This window comes from Streptomyces sp. NPDC026673, assembly GCF_040638135.1.
Classification (GTDB): Bacteria; Actinomycetota; Actinomycetes; order Streptomycetales; family Streptomycetaceae; genus Actinacidiphila.
Genome location: NZ_JBEZXR010000094.1, coordinates 1 through 12,703 on the forward strand (window position 1 = coordinate 1; position 12,703 = coordinate 12,703).

Here is a 12,703-nt window from a genome sequence, read left to right on the forward strand (position 1 = left end):
CGCAGCGCCAGCTCGCGCACGGCCGCGTACGAGCCCGCGAAGCCGATCGCGGCGATGACCACCGCGCCGGTGACGACCACACCGATCAGGATCCGCTGAGCACGCCCCAGTTGCTCGGTCTCCTGTACTGCCCCCTCCACGACCGGTGGCCCCTCCTGAATCTTCTGTCACACGCTGTAGCCAAGGGCAACACTCTCATGACTCGGCAGCCCACGGCACCCCGGAAGCACATCGGCGGCCTCACTCAGGTTGTGCCAGAGGTGCCACTGGTCCGCGACCTGGCTGGCCTGCGGGGCGTCGGCGGTGGCGCCTCCAGCGAAGAACTGCGGCCACCGATCGGCACATCAGCGGGAAACCGCAGGCAGGAACCATGAACGCGGCTTGACCAGACTCCGCAGACCGGGCACTCAGCGCCGTCCGCGATGCACTGCGCATCAACGCGCACGATCTCGATGTTCACGTCCACCGACAGCACCGCGACGTCCGCGATTGGCGGAATCAACAGCTCCTTCACCTGGGACGCGACCTCTTCCACGGCCTCGAACTGCCAGCCCAGCGGTCTTGCCCACGGACCATTTTCGGGCGACTTCGCGTACAGCTCAAAGGAGTCCACATGTCACCCAGAGTGGCCGCGTCACAGAAGTTGGCTCCTCATGCACTGCGCCAGCCAGCATCGGCCCGCTGATCTCTCCGGGGCATCCTCCCGGCGGGTAGCCGGGTATGCAGGGAACTCTGTAATAGATGCAGACCAGCCGGTACTCCCCTGGCCCCCCAAGAACCGCTGCCATACGGCAGCATTCTCTTCTCGCCGCAGATCAGGCAGTGGGCCCGCGGGCGCACCATCACTCTGGGCTCTGTGAACGCGTGCGGCAGGCGCTGCTCGGTTATCGCCCGCCGCGGCAGCATCAGCCCGTAGTGCTCGCCCATCAACCGGTACACATCGGCCATCGTCACGCCTGACGCAGGGTCCCGGCATACGCCGTCGGGGCGCTCGACGAATCCGCCTGCGGCAACCAAGCTGCGGGTCAGCGGGTGGCCGACCTTGTCCGTTCCGCGCTCCCAGAAGATCCAGTCGTTCTTCCCGCCAGATGCCACGTGCACGACGGGTGGGTCCATGGTGGTGTCCAAGACACTTACGACCCGGGTGGCGAGACCCTTCGTTCGTGATCGGGGAACTCGCGAACGGGTTCGACAGAAGCCGGAGCTCAGCGGTCCGGCAACCAGCAAGTGATAGAAGCCGGGCGCGGTCAGGGTGGGGGCCTTGGTCGCGCCTGGCTCGTATGCGCGGGTCGGGGGTCAGGCGGCGGCCGATGATGCGGAGCTGACGGACCGGGCCACGGCCGGTGCGGGGGGCAGTTGGGGGAGGTACCGTGCGAGGTCGGCGAAGTTGCCGGTGTAGTGCAGCGCACGCATGCCGAGCCGGGCGGCGGCCGCGCAGTTCTCGGTGCGGTCGTCGACGAACAGGGTCCGGCCCGGCGCGGGATATTCGGCCGCCGCGAGGGCGGCCTCGTACGCTTTGACGGCGGGCTTGTTGACCCCGATGCGGGCGCTGTAGACGGTGCGGGACATCAGGCTGCAGGACCACTCTGCGAGGTCGAGTGCGTCCGCCAGGGTGTGAGGCGCGTTGCTGAGCAGGACCAGGCGGGTGCCCGCGCGGTGGGCGGAGCGCAGCAGGTTGATGACGGCGGGGTCGACGGTGGTCCACATCGCGACGTCGGTGGCGATGAGGTCGGGCAACAGGTCGGCGAAGGCGCGGTCGGTGCGCAGCACCAGGCCGGAGGACCAGAACTGGGCGTTGGTGATGACGCCGGCGTCGTAGCCACTGCGCCTTGCCCAGAACGCCCGCATGAACTGGTGGGTGCGGTCGGCGGGCCATCCGGCCAGTTGGGCAAGGCGGTCCCAGGCTTTGGCGGTCGGCTGTACGCCGATTACGCCATTGAAATCGAGGATTACGGCTTGGAGTTCGCTGGCCGGGAGGTGGGGGGTCATCGGGGGTTCTCCAGGGCATGTCGGGAGGCTGCGGCAACGGCGGCCGCAATCAGGGCGGGCAGTGCGAGAGCGACCGGCAGGGAGCCGGTGAGGGAGGCGAGAGCGCCGATGGCGGCTGGCCCTGCGAGCAGGCCGACGTATCCGGTGGTGGTGACAGCGGCGACGGCGCGCGGTCCGTGCCGTCCTGCGGCGGTGATCAGGGCGGGCACCGTGGTGGAAAGGCCGAGCCCCAGGCAGGCCCAGCCCATCAGTGCGGCCCACGGCGTGCCGACCAGGAGCCCGGTGCCAAGGCCTGCGGTGGCGAGCAAGGCGCCTGTGCGGACCAGGGCGGGTGCTCCGTAGCGGGTGGTGAGGCGGTCTCCGGCGAGGCGGCCGGTAGCCATGGCGGCGCTGTAGAGCGCGTAGGCCGCTGCCGACACTGCGGCGGTGGAGTGCAGTCCGTGCAGGTGTACCGCGGACCAGTCGGCGGCCGCGCCCTCGCCAAATAGGCAGGCGGCGGCCAACGCTCCGAGCAGCCACAGCCCGGTTCGGCTGTGGCCCGGGTCGGAGGGTTCGGGCGTGTCCTGCGTGTGCGGCCGAAGCGGGGTGAGGGCCGTGATGCTGCGGACGGCTGACGCGGTGAGTAGCGCCACGGCGGCGGCCGTCAAGCCGGCGATGAGGAAGACGCGTCCGTGGGAGGTGTGCGCGGTGGCGGCGGCCGCAACTGCCCCGAAGAGCGCGCCGACGCTGAAGCCGGCGTGTAGGGAGGACATGATGCTGCGGCCGTAAGCGTCCTGGCAGCGCACCGCGGCGACGTTGACGCCGACGTCGAGGAGTCCGTGGGTGACGCCGAACACGAGCGCGGCTGCGATCAGTATCGGCAGGGTACGGCCGGCGCCGAGGGCGGCCAGCGCGGCGGCGAGGCCGACGGCCGGTGCGGTCAGCAGCTGGGCGGGGCCGTGCCGCTGGGCGATGCGCCCGCCGGTGTGGAGGCCGGCGACCATGCCGGCGGCGGCCGCGAGCAGCACCAGAGCCAGACGGCCAGCGGTGAGGTGCGCGGCTGCCTGGACGGCGGGCATCCGCGCGCCCCAGATGGCCATCACTGCGCCGAGCGCGGCGAAATAGCCGGTCAGCAGCCTCCGGGCCACGACGGGGGGTGCCTTCGGTGGGGCGAGGGCTGCGGGGGTGGTGGTCACCATGGGTTGGCCTCGGCGGGTGTCAGGTGGGCGAGGATCTCGGAGATCAGCTGGGTGGGGTCGGTGTCGACGAGGACCTGGTCGCGGTCGCGGGCAATGAGGAACCCGGCTTGCCGGGCACTGGTGAGGAAATCCAGTAGCGGGCTGAAGAAGCTCGCGGCGTTGAGCAATGCGATCGGCCTGGTGCGCAGGTTGAGTTGGGCCCAAGACCACATCTCGGCGAGTTCTTCGGGGGTGCCCAGCCCGCCGGGCAGGACCAGGAAGGCGTCGGCCAGTTGACACACCCGGGCCTTGCGGGCCGGCATGTCGGCCACGACTTCCAGGTGCGTGAGGCCGGGATGGACGATGTCCACGCGGTTGAGGACCTGGGGCAGGATGCCGGTGACCCGCCCGCCGGATGCCAGGGCGGTGTCGGCCAGCGCGGCCATCAGCCCGATGCGGGCGCCGCCGTATGGGAAGCGCCGAATCATGGGGTCACCGGTCGACCGGACACGCGCGCGCGTTGGCCGTGCAGGTCTGGAAGTCCAGGTAGGAGGCGCTGACCCACCCGTATGTGCCCTTGGCGATGCCGGTGCGGGTCTTGGTGTCGGTCGAGATGTCGTACCAGGAGGTGCCCTTACGGCAGCGGGCGGTGAGCCGGTCGGACTCGTACAACAGGCCCTTGATGCTGTAACCGGTGCCTGGGCCGGTTCGCAGGCGCAGTCCGTCGGTGTACGGCCAGACGTCCTGGTCGGTCACGTTGGCCGTGCAGGCGCTGGAGCCGACGGCGGACGCGGTCGGCGCGAGGACGAAACTGCCGCCGAGGAGCGGAACCGCGGTGGCGGCCAGCGTCACGGCGCGGGTGCTGTGTCGCATGATGTCGTCTCTCGTGAGTGAAATCCGGGGTTGGTGGTGCGTTGGGTCAGGGGGGGTCAGGGCGGCGGCGAGGGCTGCGGCTGCACACAGGTGGAAGCCCGGGTTGATGCGGGCGCCGAGGGCGGTGCCGAGCGCGAGGCCGCAGTTGATGACGGACACCAGCCAGCCGATGGCCTCGGTGATGGTGCCAGCTGCGGCCAGGTCGGTGACGGCCTGGTAGCCGACGGTAAGCAACGGAAGGAAAGTCCCCCCGGGCGCAGCGATCAGAGCGAGCGCCAGGACCGGGGGCGGGTCCGCGAGCAAAGGGATCCACTCGAGCGCGAATAGCGCGGCCAGAGCGTGGAGGTGGGCGGTGCGGCTGCCGGGCCAGGCCCAGCGGCCGTACACGAGGCTGCCGGTGATCCCGGATAGCGACAGCGCCGCCGGCAGGGCGCCGGTCAGCCATAGTGCGTCGTGCCGGTCCGCTGACGCGGCAGCCGCAACGTTCAGCGCCCCCAGCGCCACACCCACGCACATGAAGGCCACCAGCACCACCGCCATCCCAGGCGGTCGTAGGGCACCGATCAGGTCGCGGCTGCGGCCGGGGTGCGGCCGCCAGTTGCGGGAGGGCTGCGAGGTGGCGACCGCGAGGGCACCGGCCAAGCCCACCGCGGTGACGGTGAGCAGAGCGGCACCCGGTGAGATCGTGGTCGCCAGCACCGTGGCCAAGAGCGGGCCGACCACGTACTACGCCTTCCTGCGCGCTGGAGTCCAGCGCGTAAGCCGCTTTCACCGCAGCCGGCCGTTGCTCGAGAAGGCCGGGCAGCAGAGCGCGCAGACACGACTCCAGCGGTGGGCTCGCAGCGCCCGCGACCACCACGCACACGGCGGCGGGCCACCTGGTGGCATCCAGGAACGCCACAGCGGCCAGCGCCACGGCAGAGGCCGTCGCCCCGCCGGCCGGCGGCAACATCTGCCCCCGCACATCGGCCACGCGCCCGAGAAGTGGCTGACTGAGCGCGGCCTCCAGTCCGTACACCGCGGCAAGCATCCCCCGCTGCGCCAGACTCGCCCCGTCGGCGGCAGCCACGAACCACAGCGCTACCGGAGTCATCCCGCACGGCAGCCGCCCGACGTGTGTGGCCAGCATCAGCCAGGCCACGTGCGGGGAGCGCAGCACCGCGCGGCAGCCGGCAGACGCCTGGGTTGTGACCGGGCGCAGTGGCGCCGTTGCGGGCAGAGTCATCGCAAGGAACTCCTGGCGGAGGGGATGCGTCAGCGGCACGTCGTGCCGGGCAGGGCTGCGTCGGGCGGGACGTCAGGGGTCGGTCACAGGGAAGTCCTGGGGTCCCAGGTGAGGAGCGTGCTGGAGACCCAGCCGGCCCGGCCCTTGGCCAAACCGGATATGCTCCGCTTGATCAGGTAGCCGTACGCCCACTGATTCTTGGCGGCGTAGCACTGCACCCTGACGATGTAGCCGTCGCTCTTGTAGAGCAGCCCCTGCGACGAGTAGCCCGTGGACGGCCCGACCCGGAGGTTCACCCCGTTACCGTTGATCTTGTAGGTGACGTCCGTCGGGTTGTAGGTGCAGGCGCTGGAATCGACGGCGGACGCGGTCGGCGCAAGAGCGACGCCGCCACCGACCATGAGAGCAGCCAGCGAGGCCAACGTTGCGACACTGCGGCTGAGTTTCATTGACAGTCCCGTCCCTGCTGCGCCCGCGCCGCGATGGGCTGCACAGCAGTCGCTTTGTGAGAGAGGCGGAGAGCGATGGCTGCGGTCGGCTTCGGCTTCGGTGCGTTCCGAAGGGCTCCGCTGGGAATCGCGCGAAGCCACTCGATCGTGAGGACGATTGCGGCGGCAATCGAGAAGCCCTGCAGATGCCTGTCTTTTTCACCCAGCGGAACCGTGAGCTCTCCGTTTTCACGCAACGAAATTGGTCGGGTACGCGCCGGGATTTCGTGTTCCGGTATGGCGTGCAGGGGCGCCGCCCCGGGATTGCGTGCTTCTGAAGGTGGGGTGCCGACGCCCGCTTGGGCGACCTGACTCCGGCATGACTCCGCCCACGTGCAGGGCAGTTGGGGGAGCGACTGAGAGCCGCGCGGGCGCGATGGGTGTCGGCTGTTCTCGCCTTTGACGCAGTGACCCCGGTGTCTCACGCCGTACCGTGCGTTGACTTTCTCGGCTTCCGCGTCGCTTTCCGGTTCTGCTGGTCAAAGTAATCGCTGAACTGCACCCCGACATTCACGTGAGGTTGCGCCATAGAAGTCGCCACGAATGGCAAGACGCTGCCGGCGGCGTATGTAGGGGCTCGCGGCCCGTGGCACAGGCCATGCTGGCTGGCTGGCTGGCTGGCTGGCTGGCTGGCTGGCTGGCTGGCCATGGACTCTTCCGTCGCCTCAGGTCGGTGGCACGGTCGGCAGACTCACGGCCGTGCCGTTTCCGCGCGGTCTCGGCAGGCCCGCCGCGGTCGGCGGTCAGCTGAACTGCGGTTTCCTTGTCCGGGGCCGCGTTCGGATGCCAAGATCGTGAGCCTGCGCCACGGAAATTGAGCCGCTACAGGCGGAGTTCTTCGCACAGGGCGTCGATGGACGTCCTGGTGACGTGGGAGACGGCAACCAGGTGGCATCGGTCGCCGACACAGGCCAGGTGCCATCGATCGACGATGTGCTGCGGCGGCCGGTCGAACACCACAGTGATGGAGGAGTCGTCGAATCGCCACGGCTGCCAACCGCTCTCCTCGAGGCGCTGCATCGCGTAGGCGGCGGTCTCCTGGCAGCGGCGGACCTGTGCGCACAGCCCGGTGGTGCCCAACCGGCGGAGGGCGGCCCAGGTGAGCAGCGGCGCGAGACCGCTGCGGGAGCAGCCCAGGGTGCGGTCGCTGACCGAGCCGACGTACTCGCCGGCCCGCCCTGCGGGTATCAGGTCGGCACGGGCCAGGACCACGCCTGCGGGGATCGGGGATCCGAGGACTTTGTGCGTGCTGAGCTGGAGTGAGTCCACGCCGGCGTCGAAGTCCCAGGGCCGGGGGTTCTCGGCGAATGCGGCCAGGAGTCCTCCGCAGGCGGCGTCGGCGTGGATGTGCACTTCGCCGGCGGCGGCCGCAGCTGTCCGCAGCTGGACCGGGTCGTCCAGGGAGCCGGTCATGGTGGAGCCGATGGTGGCCACGACGATGGCTCCGCGCGGGGCCAAACGTCCGGTGAGCAGGTCCCGGCGGCGGCGTGCGACGCATGCGTCGTGGAGGGCATCGGGGTCCATCGTTCCGTTCGGACGGGACGGCACGGTGACCAGTTCGGTGCGCAGGAGATCGGCTGCTTTGCGGATGGAGTAGTGGGCTTGGGAGCTGGCGTAGATCGGCGCTCGGGGCAGACGGCGGCGGGCGGTGTAGAGGCCGAAGAGGATGCCCTCGCTGCTGGAGCTGCAGAAGCAGCCGTAAACATGGTCGGGGTCGCCGTGGGCGACTTGAGTCAGGAAAGCGATGACCTCGCGCTCATAGACCTTGGTGTGGGTGACATCGCTTGCGTCCCCGTCATCGGGGTCGCCCACGTTGTTGGGAATCACCGCCAACGCCGAACCGAGCGCGGAGAAGTCGAAGTCGCGGTTGCCGGGGTAGCCCAGGATCCCGGGCGACGCCCGCTTCAGTTGTGCAATGCGGTCCAGGAGATGCTCGGTGTCCCGCTGAGCATCGTGCGGCAGGGCCCCAATGCGCAGAGTCGTCGCGTCGGCTGGGGCGTCGGGGAGGTAGGTCGTCATGTGGGGGCGTCCCGCGGTGTCCGGAGGTGAACCGTCGTGCCCGGACACGCTGGTGTCTGGGGCTCTCGTGGACGCACACGCTGTCTGTCTCACGTGGCAGGAGGCAATGCCGGATTGCCGTGAAGGCGCCGGTATTTCACCGGATGGAACGCCGGGTAGTTGCATTCCGTGCAACAGAATGCCTGCAGTGCGGATCGTAAGGGCGGGGCGGCGCCGACGGGGTGAGGCGGCGCCCCGCCGGCCACGGGGCTCGCCGGGGGTCGGCAGCGATACCCGCGCTGGTGCCCGGAGTGCGGCCGGACGCTCGGAGACTCCTCATTCGTACAGGTGGAACGCTTGGCGTGCCACTGGCCGGTGCTCGCCGGGGCGCAGATTTTCACCGGGCGGAACGCGGGTCGCCCGCGTTTCACTCACCGGCATGATGGGCTGTATCGATGGGTCATCCCGGCAGTCGTGAGGTCCGAAGTGCGGGTGTGCACAGCGGATCAACATTGTTTTTCCTGTGACAGCCGTGAATGATGATCTCGTCAAACCGCGCGCCTGGTCGGTTTAGGGCGACGGCGGCTGCCTCGCAACCGGGGTCCCCGACGCCAAGGGTGTCTGCCCGACAGCCTGCCCGCAGAGCCAGGACAACGAAGAGTTCCCGGTGCGGGCCACCGGCGGGGCGCGCCCCGGACGGATCTGATCGCAGCAGGTTGTTAAAGGGGGTCTCCCGGTGGTCACCACTCTCGCTTCGCGGCCGCAGCAGCGCGTTGACACGGTAGGGCGAACCATGGCCGTACTGAACGCTCTGCGCGAGCCGGGGCCGCACGCTTTGATCGACATAGCCGCACGTGCCAACCTTCCTTCGCCGACGACTCACCGCTATCTGCAAGCCCTGGTCAGAGAGGGCAGGGTCCGAACGTGCGAGGAGCCGCGGGGGCACTACGCTCGGTGCGCGGAGGAACCGCTCGGTGATCCGGGAGGCCTGGAGGAACTGCCGATGCGCGTCTCGGGACGGACCCCGTCTCCCATCACGGCGGCCCTGGTGTCACTGCAAGCCCGCACCGGGCAGGTCGTGCTGCTGCACACCGTCGTCGGTCTGCAGTCGACGCGAATGTGCACCAAGCGATTGCTCGGCACCCACGGCAGAGACCTCCTGGCCACCCCCATGGAGCGGCGACTTTCCTTGTGGGAAGCACCATTGTGGACCGATCCGGACGCGGCCAGCCTGGTGATCCGAGCCTGCCTGGACGACCAGGGCGGCCCAGCGCTCAGTGGCACCCGCCGCCACGGCTACGCCAGCGCGCGCTCTGCCTTGCCCGGTTGGACGTCGACGGCCGCGCCGTTGCGGCGCGGATCCGCGGTGGTGGGTGCGGTGTCCGTTCTCGCGCGCAAGCCGCGGGAGAACCACGTCTACTCGGTGATGGAGACCGCCGGTGCGATCAGTGGCTACCTCACCCGCTGGCTCGCCCGCCAGGCCGGGTGAACGTCTGTCAGCAGTCGCTCGAGTGGTCATCAGTTCGCCGCACCAAGCGGCGGACCGATCTCATCTTTGGGCGACGCTACACGGCACCATTCCGCTGCCTTGATGGGTGATGGGGTGGTCGTTCAGGATGTCCTCGGACACGGCGAAACCTGCCGCAAGGGTCATCGCATGCGGGGCGAGGGCGTCGATAACGTTCTCGATCTCGTCGGGTAGCTGCCGCACCTGGGATGCGGTCAGCAGATTCTCGGCAAGTAGATCGCCGCTATAGGCCGCTATGCGGCGGAGTGCAAACAGCCGGTGGACCTGCTCGAGAAGGGTACGCGCGTCCGGGTGGCCAGCGGTGCTGGCGGCGTCGCGCATCGCTACGGCAGCGAGATGATGGGCATAGGCGTCGACCAGCTTCAGCGCCGGGGTGACGGTGCGGTTCCAGCGTCCCAGCGGGCCGCCTGCCGTGCCGCTGCGCAGTCGGGTGCGAGCACGCTGGTGCCAGATCCGGGCGAGGTCGGCCAGCAGGTCCTGGAGGAAGGCCGGGTCGGACAGAGCCCGGTCTTCGGCCGGGAGTTGTCTGGCCGGCTGGGCAGTGAAGTTGCCCAGGAGCAGCTCGCCGGCGGCCTTGACCCAGATGACAAGGTTGTCGCCCTCAGCGGTGATGGTGCCCTCATTGGCCGCGAGCTGGTAGGCGATCCCGTTGGACAGCATCAGCCCTTGAGCGCCGCACCGTTCTCGGCACTCGGTGAGAACCTCGCGGGCCTTCCAGGTCACCCATCCCTTGGCGATGGCTGTCAGGCGCTCGCTGTCTTCCTGCTGCTCCGCGGTGGCCTGGGCCCACGTTCTGACGGCTGTGCGGTGCAGGAAGGTCGCGGCGTAGGTGGTGGCGAGCGCGTCCAGGAGCGGGGCGTGGTGGCTGCGGTGTGCGAATAGCGGCACCATTGCTCCCCCCACGGCACCAGTGGTCTGTCGGCTGTGGCCGTGCCGAACGGCAACGGTGACGGCATGACGCATCACGCCCAGGCTGTAGGCCTCCATGCACAGTTTGCCGTTGGTGACCCGACCGACGGAGGTGAGGAACCGCTTGCGGGCGCTGCCGATGGCGCTGGTGAATGTGCCGTCCGGGGTGAGGCGCCCGTGGTCGGACTGAAGCAGAGCCTCGAACGACAGGGGGACATGGTCGAAGGAGGTGACGCAGTGGTCGACGGGGCTGGTCGCCGTCTGGGGCAGGCGGCTGATGTGGATGCCGGGCAGCGGCTCACCCTGGACATCGCTGAGGGGGACCAGAAACAGGAAGATGCCGTGGTCGGTACCCTGCGTGATCAGGCGGGCCGCGACTACGGCTGCTTTGCTGCCACCGGCGCTACTGGTGTTGGGCATGAACTTCCGCGCCCCTGGGTGGGGGGTGTGGAGGGTGAACGTGCGGGTGTCCGGGTGGTAGATGGCGGTGGTCTCCATCTGGGAAGCGCTGTTGCCGTGGCCGGCCTCGGTGCACAGGAAGGTCCCGATGCGGCGCATCGAGAGGTACTCGCGCAGGTCCCGCCGGTCGCCGTCGTGGTCGACGAGGCTGCCGAGAAACAGGTTGTAGTGGATGGAGATGATCGTCGCCATGCCTGCGTCGACCGGGCCCGCCCATTCGTGGAGCGCGGCCAGACGTGCGACATCGGTCACGAGGTCCTCGGGGTCCGCAATGTGCTCGTTGACCAGTCGGAGCCGGTCGTAGGCCAGGGCGATGCGGTCTTCCGGGAGCAGACCTTCCCGGAAGCGGAAGGCGATGTTGCTGAAGAGCTTGCGCCAGTACTCGTGGTGCTCGGTGAACTGATCGTCGAAGACCGCTTGGGTGAGTGCAGCGACGGCTGTGCCCTCTTGGGGCGCGAGTTGAAAGTTCACGCTCCGGAACGGTATCGGAGGTGATCGACTTGCTCAGCATGATGAATGCCACGATTGGCAGCGCCTGTGGCGTGGCATTTACCCAGCCTGCGGGGTTCCAAGCGACCGGTTGCGGCCGCCGGCGGTGCCACTGCGACTGCCCCGAGGATGCCGGACCGACGACGCTACCGCGTTGCGTCCCGGCTGTTGCGCACGCCCCCTGGAATCGCCGGATCCTGACGGCACGCCACCGAGGCTGCTCGGAGAAGCCAGACACGTACGACCGCTGTGTCACCGCCGTGACCTCGGAGGCGACAGGACCATCAAAGCGGTGCCGCGGCCGACCTGCAGCACGCGGTGAACCAGTTCGGCACCATACAGGCCCTCGGCGGCTTCCTGCCCCAGTTCCCGGACCGCTGAGGCCACCAAGGAGACGTCCCCGGCGAGGAAGTTCGTCCGGGCCTCGCGCCTGAGCCCGCGCAGCTCCACTGCCGTCAGGTCCTGAGGCCCTCGCCGCGCCGGCAGGGCGTCCGGTTCACCGGCCGCTGCCGAAGGGGCCAGGACTGCTGCAGCGACCAATCGGCGGACCGCGTTGCTACGCGGCATGAGCCAGTTCCCGTAGTGGCGCTCGTGTCGGTCGCGTTCACGCATGATGCCGTGCCGCCGGGCGGCCTCCACACCGGCCTGCGCCTGGTCGACGGCCCCGTCCCGCTTGGCCGGACTGTCGAGGATCATTTCGGCGCCGGCCAACAGTGTGGCCAGCAGACCCGAGGGCCGGCGCACGCGAGCCGGCTCACCCCGCAGATACAGCCAGGCGCAGACCTCTTCGGCACTCCAGCCTGCGTCGGCCACCGTGCGTACGACCCAAGCGACCCTGGCAACGGCGCAGCCTTGGAGCCAGTCCACGCGGACGATCAGCTCTCGGGCCAGCTGGTAGCGGCGGCCGACAGCGTTGAGCGGTCGGCGTCGGGCTGTACGAACGGGGTGCGAAGGATCTGCTTCCCGGGCGATCTGGCTCTCAGGGGGGACAGGGGTAGGTCCTGCAGTTTGAAGAGCATCTGGACCACCCCCCATTGGGGTGCAAGGCGATGCGCGCGGCAAGTCCTGACGGCGAGCCCGGCGACGGGGCCGGCGCATGACGCGCTGCGCCATGCGAGCCAGCCGTCGCATCAGCGGGCGGCCGCGGTCGGCTATGCCCGTCAGGGCCCGTATGTGGTGATCGCATGGACGGGTTGTCAGCCCGAGAGCAGCGTCGAAGGCGGCCGGGATGATCCACACGAACTCCGATGCCTTGCCTCCTTCGCCGCAGACCCGCGCGCCTTTGGCGCGGTAGGCCAGCAGGCCACTTTCACGGAGGATGCCCAAGTGGTACTGGACAGTGCGTCGCGACAGCTCCAGCACCCGCATCAGATAGGTGACGCCCGGGCGACAGGGGGCCAGGCGGGCGAGCTCGACAGCGACGCGCACCGTGGTGTCTCCGACGTGCTGGGGGCCATGGCCCCGATTGGCGCGGTAGCCGGATGCGTTGCGAGCCCAGCACACGGCCTGCATCCAGGAGTACGGGTCGGGGGCAATCCGGCCGGACACCGCGGAGAGCCACTGTTCGGCATCCGTCGAAGGCGGTGCG

At 69.3% G+C, this 12,703-nt stretch carries 10 protein-coding genes; 1 reads left to right on the top strand and 9 read right to left on the bottom strand.

From position 1 onward, the window contains the following. Positions 1-244: 244 nt before the first annotated feature. The 7 genes from AB0F62_RS37540 to AB0F62_RS37570 form a co-directional block, all read right to left on the bottom strand. Entirely contained in the window at positions 245-613 is a 369-nt protein-coding gene (locus tag AB0F62_RS37540) for a hypothetical protein (protein WP_361810089.1), read from the bottom strand. 683 nt (positions 614-1,296) lie between these two features. Further along, positions 1,297-1,989, bottom strand: coding sequence for an HAD-IA family hydrolase (locus tag AB0F62_RS37545; RefSeq protein WP_361810091.1), 693 nt, complete (start codon positions 1,987-1,989; stop codon positions 1,297-1,299). Continuing rightward, the gene (locus AB0F62_RS37550; protein ID WP_361810093.1) at positions 1,986-3,167 is read right to left on the bottom strand and encodes an MFS transporter; all 1,182 of its coding nucleotides are present in this window, start codon (positions 3,165-3,167) and stop codon (positions 1,986-1,988) included. The genes AB0F62_RS37545 and AB0F62_RS37550 overlap by 4 nt, the downstream gene beginning before the upstream one ends. Further along, on the bottom strand, positions 3,161-3,634 hold the full coding sequence (locus AB0F62_RS37555) for a TIGR00730 family Rossman fold protein (protein ID WP_361810095.1): 474 nt from the start codon (positions 3,632-3,634) through the stop codon (positions 3,161-3,163). Before AB0F62_RS37555 ends, AB0F62_RS37550 begins: the two co-directional genes overlap by 7 nt. Positions 3,635-3,638: 4 nt before the next feature. Further along, positions 3,639-4,742, bottom strand: coding sequence for an SH3 domain-containing protein (locus tag AB0F62_RS37560; RefSeq protein ID WP_361810097.1), 1,104 nt, complete (start codon positions 4,740-4,742; stop codon positions 3,639-3,641). A 585-nt stretch (positions 4,743-5,327) separates the two neighbouring features. Further along, positions 5,328-5,666 (bottom strand): hypothetical protein, encoded by a 339-nt coding sequence (locus AB0F62_RS37565; protein ID WP_361810099.1) that lies wholly within the window; start codon positions 5,664-5,666, stop codon positions 5,328-5,330. An 888-nt stretch (positions 5,667-6,554) separates the two neighbouring features. Next, a complete protein-coding gene (locus AB0F62_RS37570) occupies positions 6,555-7,751 on the bottom strand; it encodes a pyridoxal-dependent decarboxylase (protein WP_361810101.1) in 1,197 nt (398 codons plus the stop codon). A gap of 772 nt (positions 7,752-8,523) precedes the next feature. Here AB0F62_RS37570 and AB0F62_RS37575 point away from each other — a divergent pair. Beyond that, complete coding sequence (locus AB0F62_RS37575; RefSeq protein WP_361810103.1) at positions 8,524-9,219, top strand: helix-turn-helix domain-containing protein; 696 nt, start codon at positions 8,524-8,526, stop codon at positions 9,217-9,219. Positions 9,220-9,279: 60 nt separating this feature from the next. Here the strand turns inward: AB0F62_RS37575 and AB0F62_RS37580 are convergent, their stop codons facing one another. Both AB0F62_RS37580 and AB0F62_RS37585 read right to left on the bottom strand, forming a co-directional pair. Further along, a complete protein-coding gene (locus AB0F62_RS37580) occupies positions 9,280-11,097 on the bottom strand; it encodes an acyl-CoA dehydrogenase (protein WP_361810105.1) in 1,818 nt (605 codons plus the stop codon). Between the two features lie 270 nt (positions 11,098-11,367). After that, positions 11,368-11,928, bottom strand: a complete 561-nt coding sequence (locus AB0F62_RS37585; protein WP_361810107.1) for a hypothetical protein — start codon at positions 11,926-11,928, stop codon at positions 11,368-11,370. Between the last annotated feature and the right edge of the window lie 775 nt (positions 11,929-12,703).

Excerpts from the sequence above, each read along its gene's own strand:
- AB0F62_RS37570 (WP_361810101.1), bottom strand. The coding sequence starts at position 7,751 with ATGACGACCTACCTCCCCGACGCCCCAGCCGACGCGACGACTCTGCGC.
- AB0F62_RS37550 (WP_361810093.1), bottom strand. The coding sequence starts at position 3,167 with ATGGTGACCACCACCCCCGCAGCCCTCGCCCCACCGAAGGCACCCCCC.
- AB0F62_RS37545 (WP_361810091.1), bottom strand. The coding sequence starts at position 1,989 with ATGACCCCCCACCTCCCGGCCAGCGAACTCCAAGCCGTAATCCTCGAT.
- AB0F62_RS37575 (WP_361810103.1), top strand. The coding sequence starts at position 8,524 with ATGGCCGTACTGAACGCTCTGCGCGAGCCGGGGCCGCACGCTTTGATC.
- AB0F62_RS37555 (WP_361810095.1), bottom strand. The coding sequence starts at position 3,634 with ATGATTCGGCGCTTCCCATACGGCGGCGCCCGCATCGGGCTGATGGCC.